The 24,495-nt window shown below is 62.4% G+C and carries 27 protein-coding genes; 16 read left to right on the top strand and 11 right to left on the bottom strand.

From position 1 onward, the window contains the following. The first annotated feature begins 107 nt into the window (after nucleotides 1–107). Together KBZ22_RS08150 and KBZ22_RS08145 are read left to right on the top strand one after the other, a co-directional pair. Nucleotides 108–665, top strand: a complete 558-nt coding sequence (locus KBZ22_RS08150; RefSeq protein WP_255021667.1) for a proline iminopeptidase-family hydrolase — start codon at nucleotides 108–110, stop codon at nucleotides 663–665. Continuing rightward, a complete protein-coding gene (locus KBZ22_RS08145; protein ID WP_255021666.1) occupies nucleotides 653–1,054 on the top strand; it encodes a hypothetical protein in 402 nt (133 codons plus the stop codon). Before KBZ22_RS08150 ends, KBZ22_RS08145 begins: the two co-directional genes overlap by 13 nt. A 57-nt stretch (nucleotides 1,055–1,111) precedes the next feature. Here KBZ22_RS08145 and KBZ22_RS08140 read toward each other — a convergent pair whose 3' ends face one another. Next, nucleotides 1,112–1,897 carry a YebC/PmpR family DNA-binding transcriptional regulator gene (locus KBZ22_RS08140; RefSeq protein WP_254941006.1) on the bottom strand — a complete coding sequence of 262 codons (786 nt, stop codon included), beginning with the start codon at nucleotides 1,895–1,897 and terminating at the stop codon, nucleotides 1,112–1,114. Between the two features lie 28 nt (nucleotides 1,898–1,925). Continuing rightward, nucleotides 1,926–2,813: a tRNA pseudouridine(55) synthase TruB gene (truB, locus tag KBZ22_RS08135; protein ID WP_255021704.1), complete on the bottom strand. Its 888-nt coding sequence runs from the start codon at nucleotides 2,811–2,813 to the stop codon at nucleotides 1,926–1,928. Between the two features lie 42 nt (nucleotides 2,814–2,855). Between truB and KBZ22_RS08130 the strand changes: the two genes are divergently transcribed. After that, nucleotides 2,856–3,584: a queuosine precursor transporter gene (locus tag KBZ22_RS08130; protein ID WP_255021665.1), complete on the top strand. Its 729-nt coding sequence runs from the start codon at nucleotides 2,856–2,858 to the stop codon at nucleotides 3,582–3,584. Between the two features lie 31 nt (nucleotides 3,585–3,615). Next, a complete protein-coding gene (locus KBZ22_RS08125; RefSeq protein ID WP_255021664.1) occupies nucleotides 3,616–4,368 on the top strand; it encodes a bifunctional 2-polyprenyl-6-hydroxyphenol methylase/3-demethylubiquinol 3-O-methyltransferase UbiG in 753 nt (250 codons plus the stop codon). A gap of 80 nt (nucleotides 4,369–4,448) precedes the next feature. Here the strand turns inward: KBZ22_RS08125 and rpmA are convergent, their stop codons facing one another. Further along, a complete protein-coding gene (gene rpmA / locus KBZ22_RS08120) occupies nucleotides 4,449–4,712 on the bottom strand; it encodes a 50S ribosomal protein L27 (protein ID WP_106502291.1) in 264 nt (87 codons plus the stop codon). Nucleotides 4,713–4,767: 55 nt separating this feature from the next. Then, entirely contained in the window at nucleotides 4,768–5,172 is a 405-nt protein-coding gene (gene rplU / locus KBZ22_RS08115) for a 50S ribosomal protein L21 (RefSeq protein WP_255021663.1), read from the bottom strand. 195 nt (nucleotides 5,173–5,367) lie between these two features. Here rplU and KBZ22_RS08110 point away from each other — a divergent pair, with 195 nt between their 5' ends. The 3 genes from KBZ22_RS08110 to kaiC are packed head-to-tail and all read left to right on the top strand — an operon-like array spanning nucleotide 5,368 to nucleotide 8,210. After that, on the top strand, nucleotides 5,368–6,228 hold the full coding sequence (locus KBZ22_RS08110; protein ID WP_254941011.1) for a circadian clock protein KaiA: 861 nt from the start codon (nucleotides 5,368–5,370) through the stop codon (nucleotides 6,226–6,228). Between the two features lie 19 nt (nucleotides 6,229–6,247). Further along, nucleotides 6,248–6,640 (top strand): circadian clock protein KaiB, encoded by a 393-nt coding sequence (gene kaiB / locus KBZ22_RS08105; RefSeq protein ID WP_241518179.1) that lies wholly within the window; start codon nucleotides 6,248–6,250, stop codon nucleotides 6,638–6,640. A gap of 28 nt (nucleotides 6,641–6,668) precedes the next feature. Beyond that, the gene (gene kaiC, locus KBZ22_RS08100; protein ID WP_254998301.1) at nucleotides 6,669–8,210 is read left to right on the top strand and encodes a circadian clock protein KaiC; all 1,542 of its coding nucleotides are present in this window, start codon (nucleotides 6,669–6,671) and stop codon (nucleotides 8,208–8,210) included. Here kaiC and nblS read toward each other — a convergent pair. After that, on the bottom strand, nucleotides 8,207–10,183 hold the full coding sequence (nblS, locus tag KBZ22_RS08095; RefSeq protein ID WP_255021662.1) for a two-component system sensor histidine kinase NblS: 1,977 nt from the start codon (nucleotides 10,181–10,183) through the stop codon (nucleotides 8,207–8,209). The genes kaiC and nblS overlap by 4 nt on opposite strands. Beyond that, nucleotides 10,180–11,508 (bottom strand): phosphoribosylamine--glycine ligase, encoded by a 1,329-nt coding sequence (purD, locus tag KBZ22_RS08090; RefSeq protein ID WP_255021661.1) that lies wholly within the window; start codon nucleotides 11,506–11,508, stop codon nucleotides 10,180–10,182. Before purD ends, nblS begins: the two co-directional genes overlap by 4 nt. A 42-nt stretch (nucleotides 11,509–11,550) precedes the next feature. Here purD and KBZ22_RS08085 point away from each other — a divergent pair, with 42 nt between their 5' ends. The 8 genes from KBZ22_RS08085 (at nucleotide 11,551) to msrA (ending at nucleotide 19,625) form a co-directional block, all read left to right on the top strand. Next, on the top strand, nucleotides 11,551–12,585 hold the full coding sequence (locus KBZ22_RS08085; RefSeq protein WP_255021660.1) for a hypothetical protein: 1,035 nt from the start codon (nucleotides 11,551–11,553) through the stop codon (nucleotides 12,583–12,585). After that, a complete protein-coding gene (gene purC / locus KBZ22_RS08080; protein WP_254941016.1) occupies nucleotides 12,582–13,337 on the top strand; it encodes a phosphoribosylaminoimidazolesuccinocarboxamide synthase in 756 nt (251 codons plus the stop codon). Before KBZ22_RS08085 ends, purC begins: the two co-directional genes overlap by 4 nt. 83 nt (nucleotides 13,338–13,420) lie before the next feature. Then, nucleotides 13,421–15,580, top strand: a complete 2,160-nt coding sequence (locus tag KBZ22_RS08075; protein WP_255021659.1) for a BamA/TamA family outer membrane protein — start codon at nucleotides 13,421–13,423, stop codon at nucleotides 15,578–15,580. Further along, nucleotides 15,580–16,452 (top strand): UDP-3-O-acyl-N-acetylglucosamine deacetylase, encoded by an 873-nt coding sequence (gene lpxC, locus KBZ22_RS08070; RefSeq protein ID WP_255021658.1) that lies wholly within the window; start codon nucleotides 15,580–15,582, stop codon nucleotides 16,450–16,452. Before KBZ22_RS08075 ends, lpxC begins: the two co-directional genes overlap by 1 nt. Beyond that, nucleotides 16,452–16,955: a 3-hydroxyacyl-ACP dehydratase FabZ gene (gene fabZ / locus KBZ22_RS08065; protein WP_396093869.1), complete on the top strand. Its 504-nt coding sequence runs from the start codon at nucleotides 16,452–16,454 to the stop codon at nucleotides 16,953–16,955. The genes lpxC and fabZ overlap by 1 nt, the downstream gene beginning before the upstream one ends. Further along, nucleotides 16,955–17,761: an acyl-ACP--UDP-N-acetylglucosamine O-acyltransferase gene (gene lpxA / locus KBZ22_RS08060; RefSeq protein ID WP_255021657.1), complete on the top strand. Its 807-nt coding sequence runs from the start codon at nucleotides 16,955–16,957 to the stop codon at nucleotides 17,759–17,761. Before fabZ ends, lpxA begins: the two co-directional genes overlap by 1 nt. Then, nucleotides 17,761–18,954 carry a lipid-A-disaccharide synthase gene (lpxB, locus tag KBZ22_RS08055; RefSeq protein ID WP_255021656.1) on the top strand — a complete coding sequence of 398 codons (1,194 nt, stop codon included), beginning with the start codon at nucleotides 17,761–17,763 and terminating at the stop codon, nucleotides 18,952–18,954. Before lpxA ends, lpxB begins: the two co-directional genes overlap by 1 nt. Then, nucleotides 18,951–19,625 (top strand): peptide-methionine (S)-S-oxide reductase MsrA, encoded by a 675-nt coding sequence (gene msrA / locus KBZ22_RS08050; protein WP_396111842.1) that lies wholly within the window; start codon nucleotides 18,951–18,953, stop codon nucleotides 19,623–19,625. The genes lpxB and msrA overlap by 4 nt, the downstream gene beginning before the upstream one ends. Nucleotides 19,626–20,010: 385 nt before the next feature. Here the strand turns inward: msrA and KBZ22_RS08040 are convergent, their stop codons facing one another. From KBZ22_RS08040 to KBZ22_RS08020, 5 genes are read right to left on the bottom strand one after another with little or no spacing between them, the layout of a single operon-like run. Next, nucleotides 20,011–20,265 (bottom strand): hypothetical protein, encoded by a 255-nt coding sequence (locus KBZ22_RS08040; protein ID WP_255021655.1) that lies wholly within the window; start codon nucleotides 20,263–20,265, stop codon nucleotides 20,011–20,013. Nucleotides 20,266–20,295: 30 nt separating this feature from the next. After that, nucleotides 20,296–21,813 carry a leucyl aminopeptidase gene (locus tag KBZ22_RS08035; protein WP_255021654.1) on the bottom strand — a complete coding sequence of 506 codons (1,518 nt, stop codon included), beginning with the start codon at nucleotides 21,811–21,813 and terminating at the stop codon, nucleotides 20,296–20,298. Nucleotides 21,814–21,865: 52 nt separating this feature from the next. Next, on the bottom strand, nucleotides 21,866–22,465 hold the full coding sequence (locus tag KBZ22_RS08030) for a GIY-YIG nuclease family protein (protein ID WP_255021653.1): 600 nt from the start codon (nucleotides 22,463–22,465) through the stop codon (nucleotides 21,866–21,868). A gap of 4 nt (nucleotides 22,466–22,469) precedes the next feature. Continuing rightward, a complete protein-coding gene (locus KBZ22_RS08025) occupies nucleotides 22,470–23,222 on the bottom strand; it encodes a hypothetical protein (RefSeq protein ID WP_255021652.1) in 753 nt (250 codons plus the stop codon). A gap of 46 nt (nucleotides 23,223–23,268) precedes the next feature. Next, entirely contained in the window at nucleotides 23,269–23,970 is a 702-nt protein-coding gene (locus tag KBZ22_RS08020) for a response regulator transcription factor (protein ID WP_255021651.1), read from the bottom strand. A gap of 142 nt (nucleotides 23,971–24,112) precedes the next feature. Between KBZ22_RS08020 and KBZ22_RS08015 the strand changes: the two genes are divergently transcribed. Continuing rightward, complete coding sequence (locus KBZ22_RS08015) at nucleotides 24,113–24,436, top strand: DUF1825 family protein (RefSeq protein ID WP_106502272.1); 324 nt, start codon at nucleotides 24,113–24,115, stop codon at nucleotides 24,434–24,436. Nucleotides 24,437–24,495 lie beyond the last annotated feature (59 nt).

The raw sequence follows: 24,495 nt of genomic DNA, 5'->3' as shown, positions 1-24,495 counted from the left end.
TTAGTGAGGAACCTCGCCGCTGTTTGCCGCCGAATCACACAAAGTCGTGTGGCGGCTGAACGATCAGCTAGTCACGATTATGTAAGGAATCTTTCTCGGCCTTGCCAATGACATCCAATCCAGCTCCGCCCGCTTCCGGTGTTCGCAAGATTCCGGTTCGGACTGCTCACGGCACGTTTGAGGTTTGGACACGTCGCAGCGGTGCAAGTCCAAACATCAAGCTATTGCTGCTCCATGGCGGGCCTGGCTGCACCCACGAGTATTTCGAGGTGTTTGATAGCTTTCTGCCCCAGGCGGGAGTCGAGCTCTATTTCTACGATCAGTTGGGTTCGCATCACAGCAGCCAGCCTGATCACGCTGATCTCTGGGAGATCGAGCGATTTGTCGATGAGGTGGAGCAGGTGCGCCAAGCCCTGGCTCTCGATGGCAACAATTTTTTCTTGCTCGGTCACTCCTGGGGCGGGATTCTGGCGATTGAGTATGCGCTGCGCCACCAGCAGCATCTGAAGGGATTAATAATCTCTAACATGGTTTGGAGTGTGCCCGAGTATAATCGTTACGCTGAAGAAAATTTCTACGTCAACTGCCGGCGGGCGTTCTGGCCGAGCTCCAAGCCATCGAAGCTGCCGAGGATTACGACAACCCACGCTACATGGAGTTGTTGATTCCGCACCACTACGAGCACCATGTGTTGCGCCGGCCCTATGCGCAATGGCCCGATTCGGTTCTGCGTGCATTTGAGCACCTCAATCCGAAGGTCTACATCCCCATGCAGGGCCCCAGTGAGCTGGGCGCCCGGGGCAAGTTGGCCCAGTGGGATCGCAGGGCTGACTTATCACGGATTCAGGTTCCCACTCTCACCATTGGTGCCGCCCACGACACCATGAATCCCCAGCAGATGGCGGCTATGGCCAAGGCTCTGCCGCGGGGTTCCCATCTCCACTGCCCGAATGGAAGCCATATGGCGATGGTTGATGACCAGGTGGTTTATATCCAGGGTCTGATCGATTTTCTGCGGCGGGTTGATGCCCAAACGATTCGAGAGGATCCTTAAGTGGGTTAGCTACTCCCTAGCGCTGCTGCCTAGCGCCACTCCCTAGCGCAGCTGCTCTCAGCCCATCACCGCCGCCAGCAGCCCCTCGTCGGCCTCCAGGTTGCTGGTAACGCTGCGCCCATCTTCCAGGTCCTCGAGGGCATCAAGCATGCGCAGGCAGGCACGCAGAGTTTCGGCGTCGCTTAGGGGGCAGGCGGTCTGGGGAATCCAGCGGTGTTCCCAACCCACCACTACCCAGTCTTGGTGCCGCAGGCCGTCCTGCAGGGCTTCCAGGTCTGCGAAGTTGCCGAACACCTCCAGCCCCCCTTCCTCAAGAGGGCTGTAGCCGAGGGCGGCGGGTCCGCCCTGCTCCTCCAGGGCCAGCAACCCCTCCAGCAGAGTTTCTTCATCGATGGCTTGGCCATCCCCGGCGGCGAGCTGCACCACCGAGCGCTGCTCAAACAGATAGCCCACACAGCCGGTCTCGCCCAGGTTGCCGCCATGCTTGCCGAAGGCCAGGCGCACCTCGGCGGCAGTGCGGTTGCGGTTGTCGGTGAAGGCCTCCACCAGCACCGCCACGCCACCGGGGCCGTAGCCCTCGTAGCGCACCGCCTCGAAGGTTTCGCCAGCGCCACCGCCTTGGCCTGAACCCTTGGCGATGGCTCGCTCGATGTTGGCGTTGGGAACGCCTGCGGCTTTGGCCTTCTCGATGGCGGTGCGCAGCTGGAAGTTGCCGGCGGGGTCGGCCCCGCTTCGGGCCGCCACCATGATCTCCCTGCCAAGCCGGGTGAACACGGCGCCGCGTTTGGAATCCACCACGGCCTTGCTGCGTTTTATCTGGGCCCACTTGCTGTGGCCGGCCATCGGGGTGCGGGGGGAGAGGAGCGAGGGGCTAGCCGGTTGCGTTGAAAACCAGCTTGGGCTGCAAGAGGCCGCTTTCACTGGTGCGAGCCATGCCGGCCAGGTTGCCATCCGGCCCCAGCACCGCCACCGGCGCTCCTTCCTCCAGCGACAACCCATGGTCAATGGCGCGGCCGCAGCGCCAGCCTTCAAGTTCAGCATCGAGCAGCCGCCGTTGGGGTAGGTGCCCAAGGGCTGTCAGTGGATTCAGCAGGGCGGGCAATGGCGCCTGATCGAGGGCTTCCAATGGCACGGCCTGTTCGAGGCCAAAGCCCAGGGCCTCGGTGCGGCGCAGCCGCGCCAGGGCACCACCGCAGCCCAGCACCTCGCCAAGGTCGCGGGCTAGAGCTCGGATGTAGGTGCCGGCCGAGCAGCGCACCAGCAGCTCCAGGCTGGCGGTTGCGGCATCCCAGCCCAGCAGCTCCAGCCGCTGGATTGTGACCGCTCGGGCGGCCAGCTCGACCTGCTCGCCCTGGCGCACCAGGGCATAGGCCCGCTGACCCTCCACGTGCACGGCTGAAACCTGGGGCGGCACCTGGTCGATCGTGCCACGAAAGGCTGCCAGGGCCGCCTCCAGATCCGACGCCACCAAAGCTGGCACGGCAAAGCGGGCCAGCACCTCTCCCTCCAGGTCGTCGCTGACGGTGCTCACTCCCAGTTGGACGACGCCTTGATAGGTCTTGTCGCCCTCGAGGTAGGGCAGTAGCCGGGTGGCGGGGCCTAGGGCGATTGGCAGCACCCCGGTGACGGCTGGATCCAGGGTGCCGCCATGGCCCACCCGCTTGAGCTTGTAGGCGCGCCGCACCCGGGCGACACAGGCGTGGGAGGTGAGTCCCGCCGCCTTGTCAAGCACCAGAAAGCCGCAGGGCTGGTCAGCCATGGATCGGAGCGTCACCCTTGCAGCGTCCCATGTTCAGCTCCAATGACCCTGCTGCAGCGCCGTGACCTGGCGTTTCTGGTGCTGGCTGGGATCTTCCTGGGCACCATGGGCATGCTCAACATCCTTGGCCTCACCCGCTTTCTGCAGTTGGGCACGATTGGCTCCTGGCCGATCGTGGTGGCGGTGGGGGCCCTGCCCTATCCGATCACCTTTCTCTGCACCGACCTGATCAGTGAGCTTTGGGGCGAGCAGAAGGCTTCCCAGCTGGTGTGGGTGGGTCTGCTGCTAAACGGCTGGATTGTGCTGATCCTTTGGCTTGGCGGCATCCTGCCGGGGCTGGCAGGCGCGCCCGATGCCACCTTTTTTGAGGTGCGCCGGCTCGCCTTCGGCGCGGTTGGCGCCTCTATGGTGGCTTACCTGGCGGCCCAGTTCACCGACGTGCGCCTATTCCATTTCTGGAAGCGCCTCAGTGGGGGCAAGGCCCTATGGCTGCGCAACAACGGCTCCACCCTGGTTAGCCAGCTGGTGGATACCAGCGCCGTGGTGCTGATCAGTCACTACGCCAGCCATGTGCTGCCGGTGCGCCCCGGCGAGCCGGTGGTACCCCAGCTGGCCTCCTTCATCGCCAGTGGTTACCTGTTCAAACTCGTGGCAGCACTGGCGGACACCCTGCCCTTCTATGGCCTGGTGGCCTGGCTGCGGCGCTGGTTAGAAGTGCCGGGAGAAGGGGCTGAACTTGTGGAACAGGCCCGTATCGGGGCTGGCTCCTAGGTTGACGCTCATCTAAAGGGCATGGCAAGGCATGGGCGCGGCAGGGGAGCTGGAGTTCGGGGTGGAGCGGTTCTTGGCTGATGGCTTCGCCCTGCGCCCCCAGTTGGCCAGCTTCCTCGACATTTCTCCCGAGGAGCTGGAGCGCCGCCTGCCCAGCAGCACCGACGACCTGGCCGCCCTGCACCCCGGTGCCTTTGATCCAGACCAGGCGGGTCGCTTTTATGAAGACACTGTTGGCACCGGCCATCTGCTGGAGTTGGCGGCCTGGCACCTAGGCAGCGCCGATTACATCGCTGACACCCTGCGGCTGCAGCAGCGCTTTGCCCGCGGTCAGGTGCTCGACTTCGGCGGCGGCATCGGCAGCCATGCCCTAGCCGCGGCGGCTCTTCCCGAGGTGGAGCGGGTGTGGTTTGTGGATCTCAATCCCCACAATCGCGCCTTTGTGCAGGCTCGCGCTGCCGAGCTGGGCTTGGGCGCCAAGTTGAGCTGCTATCGGGATATGGCTGATCCGGCACTGCCCGGGCGCTTCGACACGATCGTTTGCCTGGATGTGCTGGAGCATCTGAGCGATCCTGCCGCCCAGCTGGCCCTGTTTGCCGAGCGCCTCGCCCCAGCCGGCATCGCCCTACTCAACTGGTATTTCTTCAAGGGATTTCAGGGCGAGTACCCCTTTCACTTCGATGCCCCAGAGCTGGTGGAGGCTTTTTTCCGCACGCTGCAGAGCCGCTTTCTCGAGGTGTTTCACCCCTACCTGATCACGACCCGGGCCTACCGATTGGCCTGAAGGGCAGGTAGCCCGGGGCATAAAAAAGCCGGCGGAGATCCGCCGGCAGTAAGGAATCGCTTTAAGGGCCTGGGGCCGATTCAGGCGATGGCAACATTGATGCGCTTGCGGTTGCGCAGGCCGCGCTTGATGCTCTCGAAGTTGACTACGCCATCCACTAGGGCGAACAGGGTGTCGTCGGAGCCGCGGCCAACATTGACCCCGGGCAGCACGGAGGTGCCGCGCTGGCGAATCAGGATGGAGCCTGCGCACACGGTTTCACCGCCGTAGCGCTTGACGCCGAGGCGCTTGGAATTGGAATCGCGGCCGTTGCGGGTGGAGCCTGTGCCTTTCTTGTGGGCCATGGATCGGGGGTATCAGCTAGTGGAAATGGAAATTGGAGAGGGGCGGTTAAAAAGCTCAGGCCAGAGCCTTGCCACCTATGGAAATCGATTCGACCATCACGCGGGTCAACTCCTGACGGTGACCGTTTTTGCGCCTGGTCTTTTTCTTAGGGCGCATTTTGTAAATGATGATCTTGGGGCCGCGGCGATGGGCCATCACCTTGAGCTCAACACTGGCTCCTTTTACGTACGGCTGGCCCAGGGTCGTGGTTTTGCCGTCGTTGACCAGCAACACGTTTTCGATGGTCAAGGTGCCGTCGACATCGATGCCAAGGCGGTCGAGGTCGTAGTAGCGGTTCGGCTGCAGCCAGAATTGTTGGCCTGATGCCTCAACAATGGCGTAGGCGCCACTGGTGGGGGCGTCTTGGGAAGCGGCCGGTTCGGCGCTGCTCTTGGCTGCGGATTCGGTGGTAGGGCTCATGGCGGCAGGAGCGTGGCCAGGCTGACGGAGCACTTTTTGAGCCAAGGTTTTCAATAAACCCTGACCTAAAAATGGCTTAGCGTCATTCGGCCTGGCGCACAATCGAAAAACAAACAATAATCCTCTCGCCCGGCCCTTCCTTTCGTCAACATTCAGGGGCCTTTCCCGCGGGTTGCCCCGCTGCCAACGCGGTCCATGCCCGAACCGGCCCTCACCATCGCTTCTCTGATCCGAGATCCCCGCCTGCAGCAAGCATGCTCTCGCTGGCTGGTCGGGGGGCGTTGCCGCATGGTCTGGGTTGATCCCTCTACCAACCCCCTGGTGGAGCTAGAGCAGCGACGGGAGGAATTCGACGCCGTGCTGCTGGAGCAGGGGGGGCTCAGCCCAGATGACTGCCGCGCCTTTGGGGATCTGGGACTGCTGATGCCGGCGGTGGTGATCGGGGGCGTGGGAGGGAAGATCGAACTCCATGAAGCGGAGGTGCACCTGCCCCCCGATCAGCTTGAACAGCTCAGCTACAGCCTGGATGCGGCTGTCTCCCGCTATTTACGTGAAGGCCTGGCCGGCTCCGAGAGCTCCCCTGCTGGCCAGAGCACCGAACCCCCCGACCGCTGGAAGCTGGCCAACCGGTTGAAGGGCCGCGTCGGCTTTGTTGGGGTTTTCTACAAGCGTGATCCAGCCCGCTTTCTACGTAACCTGAGCGAGCGGGAGCGCGAAGAGCTGATCCATTCTCTAGAGCGCACCTATCGAGACCTGCTACTCAGTTATTTCCGGGATCCGGCGGCGGCAAACCAGGCCTTGGAAAGTTTCGTCAATACGGCTTTTTTCAGTGATTTACCCATTACTAAAACTGTTGAGATTCACATGAATCTCATTGATGGCTTCTCCAAGCAGCTCAAGCTGGAAGGGCACAAGAACGATTTCCTCCAGGATTATCGACTGGCCCTGCTCGATGTGATGGCCCATCTCTGCGAGATGTACCGCCGCTCCATTCCACCCGATGCGCCTTTGACTGGTTTGCCGGTCCAGGCGTCCGGCCAGCCCAAGACGGCTTGAACCAGGAGGTTTCTTAACCATGACTCCACGCAAGACCTACATCCTCAAGCTCTACGTGGCGGGCAATACGCCCAACTCGATGCGTGCCTTGAAAACACTGCGGAATATTCTGGAAACGGAATTCCGGGGCGTATATGCCTTGAAGGTGATTGATGTCTTGAAAAATCCTCAGCTGGCTGAGGAGGACAAGATTCTCGCAACCCCCACCTTGGCCAAGATCTTGCCGCCGCCTGTGCGCCGCATCATCGGCGATCTCTCCGATCGGGAGCGGGTGCTGATCGGGCTTGATTTGCTCTACGAAGAGCTTAGTGAGGAGGTTTTGGAAGAGGAACTATGCGACGCCGACGGCATGGCAAATCCGTCGGTTTCGGTTCCTACAGATCCTCTCCCTTCTCTTGAGCCGCTGCCCTGAGTAGTTTTTATTCAGAACTCTTCCCTCGATGCAGGAACCAAGCCCCACTAGCAACCCTCTGATGCAGGTACAGAAGCTCCCGACTGGGATCGAGGGCTTCGACGACGTGTGCCATGGCGGTTTGCCCATCGGCCGCTCCACCCTGATCAGCGGCACCTCAGGCACCGGTAAGACGGTGTTTTCTCTTAACTTCCTATACAACGGCATTCGTCAGTACAACGAACCGGGAATCTTTGTAACCTTTGAAGAGTCGCCCCTAGATATTCTGCGTAATGCGGCAAGTTTTGGTTGGGATCTGCAAGAGATGGTGGAGCAAGACAAGCTCTTTATTCTTGACGCCTCGCCGGATCCGGAAGGCCAGGATGTGGCGGGGAGTTTTGATCTGTCCGGTTTGATTGAGCGGATTAATTATGCAATTCGTAAGTATAAAGCCCGTCGGGTGGCTATTGATTCGATTACGGCTGTATTTCAGCAATACGACGCGGTTTCCGTGGTGCGTCGGGAGATATTCCGCCTTATTGCCAGGTTGAAGGAAATTGGTGTCACCACGCTGATGACCACCGAAAGGATCGATGAATACGGTCCGATTGCTCGCTACGGGGTTGAAGAATTTGTTTCCGACAACGTTGTGATTCTCCGCAACGTGCTGGAGGGGGAGCGGCGGCGCCGCACCGCGGAGATTCTCAAGCTGCGCGGCACCACCCACATGAAGGGCGAGTTCCCTTTCACGATGGGTAGCCACGGCATCAGCGTTTTCCCGCTGGGAGCCATGCGCCTCACCCAGCGATCCTCAAATGTGCGGCTCAGCTCCGGCGTTCCCAGGCTCGACGAGATGTGCGGCGGAGGCTTCTTCAAGGATTCGATCATCTTGGCCACCGGTGCCACGGGTACGGGTAAAACCCTGCTGGTATCCAAATTTGTCGAGGATGCTTGTCGCTCTAAGGAGAGAGCAATTCTGTTCGCTTACGAGGAGTCCCGTGCCCAGCTGCTTCGCAATGCCACCAGTTGGGGTATCGATTTTGAGCAGATGGAGCAGGACGGCCTGCTCAAGATCATTTGCGCCTATCCCGAGTCCACGGGTTTGGAAGATCACCTCCAAATCATCAAAACCGAAATAGGCCAGTTCAAGCCATCGCGGATGGCGATCGATTCCCTAAGTGCCCTAGCCAGGGGCGTGAGCCACAACGCCTTTCGGCAGTTTGTGATTGGCGTTACTGGTTATGCCAAGCAGGAGGAGATTGCCGGCTTCTTTACGAACACCTCCGAGGAGTTCATGGGTAGCCATTCGATCACCGACTCCCATATCTCCACAATCACCGACACGATCCTGCTGCTCCAATACGTGGAGATCCGCGGTGAGATGGCCCGTGCCTTGAATGTGTTCAAAATGCGCGGTTCCTGGCACGACAAGGGCATCCGTGAATTCGTGATCACCAGCAATGGCCCTGAGATCAAGGATTCCTTTTCCAACTTCGAGCGCATCATCTCCGGGGTGCCCCACCGGATCACCACCGACGAGCGCAGCGAACTCTCCCGTATCGCCCGCAGCGTCGCCGACGACGAGATTTAAATCTCGGCCTGGTCGTAGCGGCGGCGCTCGGCCAGTAACCGCAGTTCGTCCGTGTCGGAATTCTCTAGGGGTAGGTCAAACCAGAAGGTGCTGCCCACCCCTAGGGCGCTGGCCATGCGCACCTGGGTGCCGTGTTTTTCGAGGTTGCCACGCACAATCGATAGGCCTAGGCCCGTCCCAGCTTCGGTGTGCACCGCGTTTTCAACTCGATAGAAGCGATCAAAAATGCACTCCTGGTCTGCATCCGAGATGCCGCATCCGCTGTCGGCGATTTCGATTCGAATCCGGGGTAGGGGTGAGGTGAGATCGCAGCTGGGGCTGTCGCTGCTGGGTTCGTTGCCCGGAGTTAGCACGCAGAGATCGGGCCAGGGGTAGGCCCGTAATTGCAGCCGCCCACCCTTGGGGGTGAATTTGAGGGCATTGCCCACCAGATTGTCGAACACCTGCAGCAGCAGGTCCCAGTTGCCCAGGATGCGCGGCAGCTGGGGATCGGCTTCAAAGGCCAGGGAGACGCCCTTTTCATCGGCATTGAGGCGGTAGGTGCGCAGGATCTGCTCGATGGCTGGGGCCAGCTCCAGCGGTTCTAGGTTCCACTCCCGCTCCGACTCCAGCCGGGATAGGTCGAGTACGTCGTTGACAAGTCTGGTGAGCCGGTCGGCTTCGGCGTTGGCGATCCCCAGAAATTCGCGCTTTTCCTCTTCGCTGAGCTGGTCGCCTAGGTCGTGGAGGGTTTCCACGTAGCTCTTGATGTTGCACAGCGGCGTGCGCAGCTCGTGGGAGACATTGCTGATGAAGCGGCTCTGGGCGGCATTGAGCTCCACCTCGCGGGTTAGGTCTTGGATGGTCATGGCGATGCCCTTGAGGCTTTCGCCGCTGGCATCACTCACCGACTGCAAAACGATGCGCAGGGTGCGGATCGGTTCGCCAAAACTGCAACGCACATCGGCGCTGTCTCGGTCGCGGCAGGTCACGCTGTCGAGGGCTGGCTGCACCTCCATCGCCAGCCTTTCCGGCAGCTCGGCAATCAGGTCGTTGCCCTCGAGGTTGCGGCCCTCCCAGCGGAACAGCCGACGGGAGGTGGGGTTGGCCAGCACAATTGCGCCCTCGGCATCCAGCAGCACTGCCCCATCGGCCATCTTGGCGATCAGGGACTGCTGCTTCACCTGGGCGGCGGTGAGCTCCTCGATGTTTGCTGCCTTGTAGTCCTCCAGCTGGGAGGCCATGGTGTTGAAGCCGTCGAGCAGCTCCCCTAATTCCCCGCCCACCGGCAGGGCCAGCCGGGTCTCGAAGTTGCCGCCAGCGATCGAGCGCACCCCCTGCAGCAGCTCTTTCACAGGGCGCGTGATGGTAAGGGCATTGAAAACTGCCCCCAAAATCACCAGCACCCAGATTGAGATGAACACAGCCACTGTCACCTCCCGGGTGAGGGCGGCACTGGTGAGCAGGGTTTCGTTTGGATTGATACCCAGGGCCAGCACGCCGAGATAGCGGCCGTCACTCACCATCGGCACAAACACATCGGTCACCTGGCCGCCTGGGCTTAGGTGCTGGCGGATCAGGGGCGTTTCAGGCCGTTTCTGTAGGTCTGAGGGCAATTCGAGTCGGCGGCTGAGCAGCAGCTCGCTGCTGCCAGAGCTGGCACCGATCGGAATGCCTAGGTAGATCACCCCTTCTGGATCGGCGAAAAAGATGTAGCGAAGACTGCGGCTGGAGCGCCAGAAACGATCTGCTACTGCCGCCAGCTCCCGGTCGTTGCCCTCAGCCACCAGGGGCGTGATGTTGGCCGAGAGCAGCAGGCCTAGGTCTCGGGCGTAGCGGGTATCGCTCAGCTGGGCATCTCTCTGGATGCCGTTGAGGGCCAAAAAGGTGATGCCCGTCATCAGCAGGCTCACCACCAGGGTGGCCACAGCCAGCAGCTTGGTCTGCAGGCTGAATTCCGCCCACCAGCGGCCCATGGCCTGGCGCCAGCTCATCGGCTGCGCACCTGATGGCCGATGTCGCGGCGGAAGGCCATGCCCTCAAAGTGCACTTGGGCTAGCCCGGCGTAGGCCCGCTCGAAGGCGGTATCAAAGTCGTCGGCTTGGGCTACCACCGCCAGCACCCGGCCGCCGCTGGTTAGGCAGCGGCCGTGGTCATCACGGCGGGTGCCGGCATGGAACAGCTGCAACTGGTCGGTGGGCTGCAGGGTGCTTGCGATGGGGTCGCCGCGGCGCAGATCACCTGGGTAGCCCTCCGCAGCGGCGATAACGCAGGCACTGCAGCCGGGATAAATGGTGAGGGCTGGGGCTTGGTCGAGGTTGCCGTTGGCGCAGGCCAACAGAATTTGGGCTAGCTCCGGCCCCAGCAAGGGCATCAGGGTTTCGCACTCCGGATCGCCGAAGCGGCAATTGAATTCGATCACGCTCGGTCCGGCTGCGGTGAGCATCAAGCCGGCGTAGATAACGCCGCGGTAGTCGATGCCTCGAGCTCTCAGGGCAGCCACGGTGGGCTCAAGCACCCGCTGGCGCACCTCTTCTAGGCCGGGCGCATCCAATAGGGGAGCCGGGGCGTAGGCGCCCATGCCGCCGGTGTTGGCGCCGGTGTCGCCCTCGCCGATGCGCTTGTGATCCTGGGCAGTGGGCAGCAGCACCATGCGCTGGCCATCGCAGAGGGCGAATACGGACACTTCGGGACCAACGGTGCGCTCCTCCAGCACCAGAGAGACGCTTGTCAATTCGGCGCCGGCATCCTTGGGCCCTGCGCTGAAGCGGCCGGCAAAAATTTCCTCGATGGCGGCGCGTGCTTCCTCAACGCTTTCGGCCACCGTGACGCCTTTGCCGGCGGCCAGGCCATCGGCCTTCACCACCAGGGGGCGCCCCTGGGCCGTCAAAATTTGCAGAGCTTGTTCGCGGCTGTTTGCAGACCAGTAGCCGGCGGTGGGAATGCCGGCCTCCTTCATCAGCGCCTTAGCCCACTGCTTACTTGCCTCCAGCTGCGCCCCATCGGCCCCCGGGCCGAAGCAGGGGAATCCCGCAGCGCGCAAGCTGTCGGCCAGGCCAGCAGCCAGGGGGGCTTCTGGACCCACCACCACCAGTTCAATTGCCAGGTCGCGGCAGGCGGCCTCTAGCCCGTTGTGGTCGGATTCGGCGATGGCCAGTTGCTGGCAGCCCGGTAGGTCGCAGCTGCCCCCATTGCCAGGGGTAATCCAGACAGCCTCAACCCCTGGCGAGCGGGCCAGGGCCCAGCCCAGCGCGTTCTCGCGGCCACCCGCGCCGATCACCAGGATCCGCGCGGGTGTTGGACAGGAGGCAGGGGGCATGGGCCGGACGCGAGGTGGGGAGTGAGCGAAAGCTCTTCTAAGTTGAAACGTGGTGCGGGGGGCTGCCAGGCCCTGTTTCTAGACATGCCGGCAATACCAACGCCATTCTCGCCCCGGGCCCGGCTGTTCCTGATTTTTGGGGCTGCGCTGGTGGGCCTTATGGCCGCCGCGCCTGCCGCAGAAGCGCAAGCCAAGATCAGGGCCGCCAGCGCGGATCCAGCCCTGATTGCCCTGCTGCGCGATGGAGATCTCAATGCCCTCGACGCTGCCTGCGTCAATGCCGTGCGGCGCAGCGATGGGCCGCTGTTGAGCCAGCTGCAACAGCGGCTGCTCACGATCCACCCAGCGCCCCAGCCTCTTGTGGTGGTGCTGGCTAATGCCCACAGCCTGTTGAGCTGCCAGGCACCTGACGGGGCCCTGCAGGTGCTGGCGCGGGTGGGGCCGGCACCGGGCGCTGAGCGGACCCAGTGGCTGGTGCTGCAATGGCGCGCTGCCCAGGCGGGACTGCACCACCAGCTGGCGGCCGATGCCCTCTTGCGGCTTGCGGCTGGAAACCTTGGGCAGCTGGCGTTGCTGGAGTTGCCGGTGGGTGAGCGTCAGGACGGCACCCCGATCAATCGCCCAGCCCTGGATCTGTTGGCGGGCCATCTGGAAAGCCTGGGTCAATGGCAACGGGCCGCTGAGGTGTTGGTCAGCAGCGCCCAGCCCGGTGCGGCGACGGCGGCCCGGCTGGCTAAGGCGGTGGCGCTTTCCGGAGCACTCCCAGCTCTTGAGCAGGACCGGCTCCTAGAGCTTGCCCTCGAGCAGGCGGCTTCCTCAGGCAGCTGGGGGCTGGTAGCTGAGATCCTCGATCAGCAGCTGGCCCTGGCCGGTAGTACGCCGGAGCAGGTCGCCCGGGCAACGGAGCGGCGCCTGCGCCTTAGCTCCCGTATCGACGATGCCTACGGTGAGTGGATGTTGCAGCGGCGGGATCCTGCTGCCCTGTCCCGGCAGGGTGATCTGGAGCGTCAACTTCGCTCCCCCCGCGCCCCTGGTGGCCATGCCGCCGCAGCGCAGTCCCCCGATCCCCAGCCATGACGGCCTACAACCTTGGTTCCCTGCTTTACGAAGGCAAGGCCAAACGGGTATTCGCCACAGATCAGCCCGACTTGGTAGCGGTCGAATACAAAGACGATGCCACCGCGTTCAATGCCCTCAAAAAGGCCCAACTGGCAGGGAAGGGAGAGTTGAACTGCCGAATTTCGGCTTTGCTTTTTGAGCATCTCGCCGCACGGGGCATCCCCACCCACTACCTCGGGGTGGAAGGCAGCCGCTGGATGCTGGCCCGTCCAGTGCGGGTGATCCCGATTGAAGTGGTGATCCGCAACGTGGCTGCGGGCTCGCTTTGCAAGCAGATGCCCATCGCGCCAGGCACGCCGCTGGAGCCACCCTTGCTTGATCTCTATTACAAAGACGATGGCTTCGGAGATCCCTTGCTAACCGAGGCCCGCCTTGAGCATTTGGGCTTGGTTACCCCCGAGCAGCGCCGCCAGTTGGAAGAGCTGGCCCGTCAGGTGAACCGGGAATTGCTGGCCCTGTTTGATTCAGTCGGCTTGCAGCTGGTCGATTTCAAGATCGAATTGGGACATACGGCCAGTGGTGAATTGGTGGTTGCTGACGAGATCAGCCCTGATACATGCCGTCTTTGGGATAGGGCGGTACTGGATTCTCAGGACCGGATTTTGGACAAGGATCGATTCCGACAGGATTTAGGCGGCGTTGTCGAGGCATACGGGGAGGTCCTCAAACGGGTCCAAGGGGCCTGTCCTCCACCCAGGGTCTACCGGTAAGGTCAGCCCAATTTGCGGCCTGTCCGCTCCGCTACCCCTTCCCCATGGCTGGTTTGCTGAGTTTGAAGGCTGTTTGGCCCCTGATGGGCGCCGCCCTCCTCTCGGCGACCCCGGCCCTGGCCCAACCTGCCTCACAGCAGGTGGACAATCCTTTGGCGGAGCCTGCTACCCAAGCGCCTGCCACCCAGGAGCCAGCCAGCCAGGCGCCTGCCCCAGCCCAGCCGATCCCCCAGACTCCATTTCCAACTCAGGCCGCTCCGGTAGCCGAGCCTGCTGCCAAAGCTGAACCCAAGGTTTTGATCGCGGAGGTGGCGATCGAAGGCCTTCAAGACCACCCTGAACGGGAACGGCTGGAGCTGGCTGCCTATGCCGCGATGGCAGCCACCCCAGGCTCGCGGGTGACCCGCAACGAGCTCCAGACCGACCTTTCAGCGATCTACGCCAGCGGCTGGTTTTCCGATGTGCGGATCCAGCCCGTAGATGGTCCGCTGGGCGTGCGGCTGGTGGTGGTGGTGGTGGCCAACCCGGTGCTGCAGCAGGTCAAGCTCGATCCAGCCGACCTGAAGTTGCCGGAGCAGGTGGTTAAGGACACCTTCGCCGCTGACTATGGCAAAACCCTCAACCTCAACACCCTGCAGACCCGCATGCAGGAGTTGCAGCGCTGGTATGCCGATCAGGGCTACTCCCTGGCGCGGATCACCGGTCCTAGCCGGGTGAGTCCGGAGGGGGTGGTGGAGCTGCTGGTGCGCCAGGGCACCGTTGAGGGGGTTGAGGTGCAGTTCCTCAATAAAGAAGGCTCAGCTACCAACGACAAAGGCGAGCCAATTCGGGGCAAGACCAAGCCCTGGGTAGTGACCCGCGAGGTGTCCCTGCGCCCCGGACAGGTGTTTAACCGGCGCGAGCTGGAGGAGGACATCAAGCGCATCTACGGCACGGGCCTTTTCAGCGATGTCAAGGTGACTCTCAAGCCGGTGCCGGCAGAGCCTGGCAAGGTGGTGATTGTGCTTGGCATTGTTGAGCAGTCCAGCGGTTCATTGTCAGGCGGCTTGGGCTACAGCCAGAGCCAGGGCGTGTTTGGTCAGATCCAGTTGCAGGACAGCAACCTGCTAGGCCGCGCTTGGGACCTCGGTACCAACATCTCCTACGGCCAGTACGGCGGCCTTGGCGATATCACCTTCACAGATCCTTGGATCAAGGACAACAAATACCGAACTTCCTTCCGTGCTCGCCTCTTCTTCAGCCGGGAAGTGCCTCAGCTGTTTCAGAATGAAAACAATGATGCACTGAATCTTCAGAATTTTGATGGATCCGACTTTGACGTAGTCACAAGTCGAACTGTCAATAATAATGGCACCGAAACTGCTGTAACCACGAATTTTGATACTGTTGCGATTCAGCGTATCGGCGCTAATATTCAGTTTGTGCGACCCCTAAATGGTGGCAACCCTTACAAGAAAGCTCCCTGGAACCTGATTCTCTCGTTTGGCGGGCAAGAAGTTACGCCGATGGATTTTTCCGGTAGTAAATATTCCTATGGGGTAGTTGGTGCAACGACATCTCCCGATATTGTTCCGAGTAATCAGGTCATTTGCCTAGCCTTTAATTGTGCTTCTGAAAACCAGTTGGTGAGTTTTCGGGTCGGGGCTACTTACAGCACTCTTAATGACCCACGTAATCCCACTAAGGGTAACTTTCTGAGTATCGGCACGGAGCAATTTATTTCGGTAGGCGAGAATTCACCCACCTTCAACCGCGTTCGCGGCAGTTTCACCCACTACATACCTGTGGAATGGTTGAAGATCTTCAAGGGCTGCCGGCCTAAGCCCGGTGAGACCAAAGACTGCAAGCAGGCACTGGCTTTCCAGGTTTCGGCTGGATCGTTGGTGGGCAGTGATATTCCGCCCTATGAGGCTTTCTGCCTGGGTGGTGGCAATTCCGTACGCGGTTATTACGATTGCGATTTGGGAGTTGGCAAAAGTTTTGCTGAAGCCACGATTGAATATCGCTTCCCCATTTTCAGCATCATTAGTGGTGAAATCTTTTTTGATGCTGGCACCACTTTCGGGAGCCAGGCAGACATCCTTGGTAACCCTGGTGGCCTGCTTGGTAAGAAAGGTGAGGGATATTCGCCTGGAGTTGGTTTAATAGTGACAACGCCAGTGGGGCCCCTGCGCCTTGAGGTTGCCACCCAGGATTTCTCCAGTGATTGGCGCTTCAACTTGGGTGTGGGCTGGAAGTTCTAGTGGCGCAATGGCCAAGTGACTATTCCGGTGCCTGGACTCTGAGCCAGTCGGTGCAACGGGAGGGTGTGGGCTTGCACAGCGGCCAGCAGGCCCAAGTGCGCTTACAGCCATCACGGCGCCCGGGCTACTGGGTGGGATGGCTGGATGCACCGGAGCTCCCCTTGATTCGTTTGGCGCCGGATTACGTAAGCGAAACTCAGCTTTGTACGGCTTTGCGGCTAGACCAACGCCGTTTAGCTACGGTTGAGCATCTGCTGGCTGCCCTGGCTGGCACCGGTGTTACCCAAGCTGAAATCCTCGTGAGCGGCGAGGAGATCCCCTTGCTGGATGGATCGGCCCTGCCCTGGGTAGAGGCGCTAGATGAGGCGGGGCTGGAAGCTCTGCCCTATGCATCGGCGCCTCTAGAGCTTGAGTTGCCGCTCACTGTTAGTAGTGGCGTCAGTTTTGCCACTGCCCTGCCCCACTCCGGCTTGCGGGTAGGTGCGGCAATTGAATTCGCCGATGCGGCCATTGGCCGCCAGCTGTTTTCACTTGATTTGTCACCGAGCACTTTTGTTGAGCAGATCGCCCCGGCACGCACCTTTGGATTGCGCTCTCAGGTGGACCAGCTGCTGGCAGCTGGCCTGATCCGGGGCGGCTGCCTTGAAAACGCCCTTGTTTGTGACGGCGACAGCTGGTTAAATCCGCCGCTGCGGTTTGTGGAGGAACCGGTGCGCCATAAAATCCTGGACTTGTTGGGAGACTTGGCGCTGATCGGATTGCCTCGAGCCCAGGTTTTCGCCTACCGCGGCTCCCACGGGCTCCACACCTCTTTGGCTGCGGCCTTGGCCGGCCTGGCCAGCTCTTCTTCCTCCAGTTCTTTCGCCAGTTGATGCCCTTGTCTGACGCCAGCCCACCGCTTTCTGATCCCGCCGCGCCGGCGTCTTTGGATCCCACAGCTGCGGTGATCCTCACCAGCGAGCAGATTCAGGGACTGCTGCCCCACCGCTATCCCTTCGCCCTGGTGGATCGGGTGATTGAGCATGAGCCGGGTAAACGCGCTGTGGCGATCAAGAACGTCACCCTCAATGAACCTCAGTTTCAGGGCCATTTCCCCGGTCGCCCCCTGATGCCGGGAGTGTTGATCGTTGAGGCCATGGCCCAGGTGGGCGGGTTGATCGTTACCCAGATGCCCGATCTGCCCAAGGGCTTATTTGTGTTTGCTGGCATCGATGGGGTGCGGTTTCGTCGTCCGGTGGTCCCTGGCGACCAGCTGGTAATCACCTGTGAGTTGCTGAGCCTCAAGCGCCGCCGTTTCGGCAAGGTCAAGGCAGAAGCCAGCGTGGATGGTCTGCTGGTTTGCTCCGGGGAACTGATGTTCTCGCTGGTGGACTGATGGCAACGACCATCCATCCCACGGCTGTTGTCGATCCCAAAGCTCAGCTGGCTGACGGTGTTGAAGTGGGGCCCTACGCCGTGATCGGCCCCCAGGTGGAGCTTGGTGCCGGCTGCCGCATCGGACCCCATGTGGTTCTCGATGGTCGGGTGCGCATGGGCCGCAATAACCGCATATTTCCCGGGGCCTGCATCGGCCTCGAACCCCAGGATCTGAAATACACGGGGGATCCCACCGAGGTGGTGCTTGGCGACGAGAACACCATCAGGGAGTGCGTCACTATCAATCGGGCCACCACTGGCCACCAGCAAACACGGCTTGGTAGCGGCAATTTGCTGATGGCCTATTGCCACCTGGGCCACAACTGCGAATTAGGCGACCGGATCGTGATCGCCAATGGGGTGGCCGTGGCCGGCCATGTGGTTGTAGGCGATCGGGCTGTGATTGGCGGTGTACTTGGTATTCATCAGTTCGTTCATATAGGAACCCTGGCCATGGTGGGGGGTATGAGCCGTATCGAGCGAGATGTACCGCCGTTCACCATGGTGGAGGGCCATCCCTCCCGTGTCAGGGCCCTCAACAAGATCGGTCTGCGGCGCAGCGGTCTGTTCGATCAGGACGGCGGCCAACAATTCGAGCAACTCAAACAGGCCTGGACCCTGCTCTACCGCAGTGGCATCACCCTGGCTGAAGCACTAAGCCAGTTGCGCTCCCAGCCCCTAGGAGGTGCTGCAGACCAGCTGTGCAGTTTCCTAGAGGCCTCCATTGGCCCCTCCCGCCGCGGGCCTATCCCGGGGACGCGCTGATGCTGCGGTTGCTGGTGAGCACCGGTGAGGTGTCTGGGGATTTGCAGGGATCGCTGTTGGTAAAGGCTTTGCACGAGGAGGCCCGGCGACGCCAGCTCGATCTCGAGATCGTGGCCCTTGGAGGCGAGCGCATGGAGCGCGCCGGTGCGGCACTGCTTGCTAACACCACCCGGATGGGTGCCATCGGCTTGCTGGAGGCGATTCCCTTTGTGTTGCCGACCCTGAGGTTGCAGCGGCGCTTGAAGCATTGGTTTCGCCGCGACCCTCCCGATGGCGTGGTGCTGATCGACTACATGGGCCCCAATGTGAGCTTGGGGCTGCGGCTCAAACGCAGATTTCCCAAGGTGCCCGTCACCTACTACATAGCCCCGCAAGAGTGGGCATTCAAATTCGGCAACGGCGGCCGCTCCAATCTGATCAGCTTCACAAATCAGATCCTGGCGATTTTTCAGGAGGAGGCCCGCTTCTATCGCTGTCGTGGCGCCAATGTCACCTATGTGGGCCATCCTCTGCTGGACACCATCGGTGAAGTGCCAAGCCAGCAGGAGGCCCGCCGTCAGCTTGGGCTGCGCGGTGATGCGCCAGTGCTGCTGCTGATGCCGGCATCGCGGCGCCAAGAGATCCGCTACATGCTGCCCCACATCGTGGCGGCGGCTGCCGAGCTGCAGCGCCAGCTGCCCGAGTTGCAGGTGGTGGTGCCGGCGGGATTGCCGGGTTTCGAGGCCCATCTGGCGCGGCAACTTGGCCAGGCAGGGGTGCGGGCGGAGATCATTGCTGCCGCTGATTCAGACCAGCTCAAGGCCTGCCTCTGCGCTGCTGCCGATTTGGCCCTGGCCAAATCGGGCACGGTGAATCTGGAGCTGGCCCTGCGGGGTGTGCCCCAGGTGGTGGTGTATCGGGTCAGTAGGGCGACAGCCTTTGTGGCCCGGCACATCCTGCGGTTCAGCGTGCCCCACATTTCCCCAGTAAATCTGGTGCTAGGAGAGCGGCTGGTGCCGGAGCTGCTGCAGGAGGACCTCACTGCTGCGGCAATCGTGCGAGAGGCCTTACTCCTGCTTGAGCTTGATGTCAGCTGTGGGGCACGCCAAACCATGCTGGATGGATACCGGCGGCTGCGATTGGAACTTGGGGAGCCGGGCGTCACCCAGCGGGCAGCATCCGCCATCTTTGACCAGGTACTGGAAGCTCGATGAATACCCGCCCCCCCTCTCTTGGGGCCCGCCCCCTGGCCTGGCTGCTGAGCCTGCTGTTCCTGATTTGCCTAGCCCTGGCCCCATCACCTGTTATGGCTGCAAATGCGCCTCAGGAAGCGGTGCTTGCGGGCGGCTGCTTCTGGTGTTTGGAACACGACCTTGAAAAGCTCCCAGGGGTTTTGGACGCTCAGAGTGGTTACAGCGGTGGCGCCGGAGCTAACCCCACTTACGGCCAGGTATCGGCTGGGGGAAGCGGCCACCAGGAGGTGGTGCGGGTGCGGTTCGATCCCGCTCGGATCAGCTATGGCGCCCTGCTGCGCTCCTACTGGCGCAACATTGATCCCTTAGATGGTGGCGGCCAGTTTTGCGATCGCGGCAGCTCCTATCGCCCGGTGATTTTCACCAGTGGCTCCGATCAACAAAATCAGGCCCAGGCAAGCCTGCGCTCGGCCGCCGCCGAGCTGGGCCGTCCGGTCGCAGCCCTGAAGGTGCAGATCAAGCCGCTGAATCGCTTCTGGCCTGCGGAGGCCTATCACCAGAACTACGCGGAGCTAAACAGCGTCAAATACAACTACTACCGCTGGGCTTGCGGCCGGGATCGGCGGCTTGATTCGGTGTGGGGCAAGCGCGCTCGCAGTGGGGCGGCTTGGGCTTCTGGCAGCAAGTCCTGACTAGGCGGTAACTCCCGTGGGAGCGTAAGCAGCTGGGAATTGAGGCAATTCCTAGGAAAATCTAAAGAAGCAGGGCTCCTGGTGGTCGTCTAATTGCTGTTATGGAGCGGCTTTCCGCCCTTTCAGGGCAAGTTAGGACTGACTAACATTCTGTCAATTACGTGAGCAGTCCTGTATGTATCTGCTGACCATCCGAGACGGTTTGAATACCCGTCATGTTGGGCCCTACCTAAGTCCGAAGCAGGCTGCTGACGACCTTGATCGCCTCTTGCCGCTTTGCGGTGAGCGGTCCCGCTGGCAGATTCATGCCCTGGAATCGCCCGCTGAGTTGATGGCCAGCCTGGGTGCTGGAACCGCGCGTACGGCAGTCGTGGCTGCTTGAGTCCTAACTGCGCCCGGGATAGCCGCGCAGTAGGCCGCTCTCGATCATCAGCCCCACGCCGGCATTGATCAGGATCAGGCCAAAGGTGCCGTACCAAAACCAGGGGCCGGGGCTGGCCATGGTTTCCAATTTGCCTGCGGCGGCAAGCACCTGGATGCCTTTGCGGATCACCGCCTCGCCAAATAGGCAGAGCCCGGCGGGCAGGAGCAGCACGCCGAGTTGGGCCTTCACATACCAGCGGATCTTCTGAACGGCCATGGAGAGCTCAAAGGCGTCAGGGCTCCAAACTTAGGCCGATGCTTCAAGAGGTGCCCCCGAACACACCCAATTCACCAGCGTGCGCACGCCGAAGCCGGTGGCGCCGGCGGGATCCTGGCCGCGGCCCTTGTCACTCCAGACGGTGCCGGCAATATCTAGGTGGGCCCAAGCCAGCTTGGGGGTGACGAAGTCCTGCAGAAATAGGGCGGCGGTGATCGAGCCCCCGGGCCGGGGGCCGGTGTTCTTGAGGTCGGCAAACTGGCTCTTGAGCCCGGCCTTGTAGGAGGCCCTCAGGGGCATGCGCCAGAGGGCTTCACCGCTGGCTTCGCTGGCGCCCAGCAGGGCATCTGCCAGGCCGTCGTTGTTCGACCAGAGGCCCGCCATCTCCTCCCCCAGGGCGATCACGCAGGCTCCGGTGAGGGTGGCCAGGTCGACCACCGCATCCGGTTCGAGCTTGCACGCGTACACCAGGGCATCGGCCAGGGTGAGGCGCCCCTCGGCATCGGTGTTGTTGATTTCGATCGTTTTGCCGTTGGAGGCGGTGACGATCGCGCCGGGGTGGATGGCCCCGCCACTAATCATGTTTTCGCAGGCCGCCACGATCATGTGCACCTCCACGCCGGCGGGCTTGATCTCGGCGATGGCACGCATGGCTCCCAGCACCGCCGCGCTGCCGCCCATGTCGTACTTCATCATCTCGATCTGGGAGCCGGCGGTCTTGAGGTTGTAGCCGCCGGAATCGAAGGTGAGGCCCTTGCCCACCAGCACCAGGCGCCGCTTAGCCCCACCCTCGGGGCGGTAGGTGAGGTGGATGAACTTGGGCGCCAGGTCTGAGCCCTGGGCCACCGCCAGGTAGGAGCCCATACCCAGGGCCTCGCAGTCGCTGCGCTCCAGCACCGTCAGCTCCAGGCCAAAGTCGCGGGAGAGGGCAGCGGCGGTGTCGGCCAGGTGCTGGGGCGTGGCCACGTTGGGCGGAGCGGCCACCAGCTCCCGGGCAAGCTCGACGCCGGCGCAGCTGGCTGCCACTGCCGCCAGGGCGGGAGCGGTGCTTGCTGCCACCCCGATCAGGCTGATCGTCTCCGGCAGGCTCCGGGGCTCGGGCTCCCCCTTGAAGCGCTGGTCGCTGAACAGGGCCAGGCGGCTGGCCTCCGCCATGGCCTGGGCTGCAGCACCTGCTGCCAAGGCCTCGATCGGCATGGCCAGAGCTAGATGGCTTGCTCCAGCGGCGGCAGCGGCTTGGCTGGCGGCGGCACAGGCCCGGCGCAGGCCGGCGAGGTTGAAGTCGGCCGGAGCCCCCAGGCCCACCAGGATCAGGGTCTGGGGGCTGGCATCTAGGCGATCGAGGCTGAGACATTCCCCGGGCTTGGCTTTGAAGCGCCGCTGCTCCAGGCGACTCGTCAGCGACTGACCCAGGGCGGCGCTGAGCTGCTCACGCTGGGGGTGGTCGGGGCGATCTTCGGCAGCGGCGAACAGGCCTACGGCCAGGCAGTCACCATCGAAATCGCCCAGGGCCGCAGGTAGGACGTCGGGGATGCAGCGAAAATCCATGGAACGGCCGAGGTTGGGCGCGATCGTAGCCAGCGTGGCCAGTCCAACTCACCTAGGCAGGATCGGCTTGAAACGGCGTGGCCCAGCGGCTGCGGGTTTCCTTATTGAAGGGCGGCAGCCAGAGCTGAATCAGGGCCTGCTCTAAGGCGCGGCGCGGGCGGGTGGCGGCGGGCACATCTAACCAAAAGCGGATGCTGGTTTGGCAGCCCAGGCCCACTTTCAGCAGGGCTTCGCTGTAGGCGGCGAGGTAGGCCTTGCAGTCGTGTTCGCCTTTCCAGCGCCGATCTGCCTGGCCGGTTTCACCCACATAGAGCAGCAGGGGCTGGCCAAGACCGGCGGGCCGATCTGTCACCAGATAGAGGGCTGCACCCTGTTGGGGTGCGGCGGGCCAGCGCCAGAAGGAAAGGGCCTGGGGAGTGAGCTGCAGGGGGTTGAAGGCCTTGGCTATCTCTTCAGGTGTTCCGGGGCTACCGGCAAAAAGCGAAACTTGTATGGCACCACCAGCTTGGTTGCTCCACAGGGGCTGCTGGTGGGCGCCTAGGCGGGTCTGCCAGTCCAGCAGTTGCGAGGCTTGCAGGGGCAGATCAGGGGTATCGGCGCGGCCAGCGCTCCCCAGCTGGCTGGCCGTAAACAACTCGCCTTGACGCGGCATCGCTTCAGGCCCCGTTGCTGGTTTGGCCTAGGCGGGTATTGCCCTTGCCGCCTGGGGGCAGTGCTGGCCCGGCAGGGCCTTGCTTGAAGCTCACCTTGCCAATCCAGCTTTCCACCAGGTCGGCGGGAAATTGCAGTCGCTGTTGCAGGTCGGCCAGATCGCGAAAGGGGCTGCGACTTCGTTCCCGCAGCAGTCGGCTGAGCCTGGGCGGATCGAGCCCCAGCCCTGCTATCTCCTGGCTGGAAGCTTGGTTGAGATCCATCCGGGTGGCGGATTGCAAAGGCGCTGCTGGCTCGCCGTACCAGCGAAATTCCAGCAAAGGCAGCCAGCGGTGCACCAGCGCATCGGAGAGATCCAGCACCCGTTGCAGGTCGTCGGCGCCGCTGAGCTGGATGCCGCCCGCCTGCAGCCGCAGCAGCAGGTCCACCTGATCGGCAGCGATGCCGGGCAGCCGCAGCCAGTCGGCCGCGGTGGCGCGATTCACATCAAGCCGCCAGCCCAGGGCAGCGGCCCGGCCTACGGCCTCAGCATCTTCAAGCCTGAGGGCAGGGTTGTGTTGCAGCTTCAGGGCCAGCAGCTCCTGCTCCACCAGCTCTTGCTCAACCAGCTCCCTCTGGACCCGCTCCCGTTCCCGCTCCGCCGCTGAATCGGCAGGTGCAGCAGGGATCTGATCTGGTGGGATCTGTGCTGGTGGGATCTGGCCAGTGGCCCTCAGCAGCTGACGCGCCAGGGGATCCAACCAGTGCCGCTTGGCCATGGCGGAATGCCACCGCATCAAAAACGCTTTAAACCTAGCGGGGGCCTCACTCTGCAGGCCAATCGATTAAGCCCCAGCGCAGGCCGAGCACGGCGGCGTGGGTGCGGTCGCGGGCCTGGAGTTTGCGGCAGAGGGAGCGCAGGTGAGTTTTGGCCGTGTCGGCGCTGATAAACAGCCGCTCGCCGATCTCGACGTTGGTGTCGCCTTGGGCCACCAGGCTGAGCACCTGGAGTTCGCGCCCAGTCAGCGGTTCTAGGGGGCCCCCCTCACCGGGTCCGCGGCGAAACAGCTCCGTCAGACTGCGGTCTACGTAGACCCCGCCGCCGCTGATCGCATGCAGGGCGGCCATGGCACTGCCCAGCCCAATGCGGGACTCCACCAGCAAGCCGTCGCAGCCGGCCTCGATCGCTGCTTGGATCTCGCTCTGGCGGTGCTCCTGGGTGATCAGCAACAAGGTGTGCAGTCCGGGCCAGCGCTGCTTGATTTGCAGCAGTAAGGAGATTCCCGACCCCTGCTCCAGGGTGTCGCTGAGAAACACCATCGAGGGCCGGTGCCGCTCCACCAGCTCCAGGCCGGCGGCCTCACAGGTGGCGGCACCCACCAGGTGCTCCTGGCCGATCAGGCCGCCCACAAATAAGCTGAGCAGGGCTCTGTTGCCGAGGCAGGCCACCAGGCGGGCATCCCGCAGCAGGTTGTTGATCTGGCTGGTGTTGCGGCGGATCTGCTCAAGCTTGGGCGTGAAGTCCATCGGCGCTGAAGGCTGGGCTGGGGGCCTGCATTGGCGCCATCCTGGCCAGCTCCGCTCGATCCGCCAGGGGCAATACGCCTATCCGCACTCCCCAGGGGTGCCAGGCCTCACCAGAATCTGCAAACGCTGCGCTGCCAGGGTTATGGCGTTCTTTGAATCCGAAATCGTTCAGGACGAAGCCAAGCGGCTGTTTGGCGATTACCAGCAGCTGATGCAGCTGGGTAGTGAATACGGCAAGTTTGATCGCGAGGGCAAGAAGCTCTACATCGAAAAGATGGAGGACATGATGGAGCGCTACCGGGTGTTCATGAAGCGCTTCGAGCTCTCCGAAGACTTCCAGGCAAAGCTCACCGTGGAGCAGCTACGTACCCAGCTGGGCCAGTTCGGCATGACACCCGAAACGATGTTCCAACAGATGCACCAGACCCTGGAGCGCATGAAGTCTGAGCTGGAGGCCACGGCATAGCGGCTGCCTACGATCTCGCCACAGAGCAAGGCGGGTCGCAGTTCGAATGACAACAGCGC

This window comes from Cyanobium sp. L1E-Cus, from assembly GCF_024345755.1.
Classification (GTDB): domain Bacteria; phylum Cyanobacteriota; class Cyanobacteriia; order PCC-6307; family Cyanobiaceae; genus Cyanobium_A; species Cyanobium_A usitatum.
The sequence above is the reverse complement of the archived record's forward strand: the minus strand, read 5'-3'. Positions and strand labels throughout refer to the sequence as shown.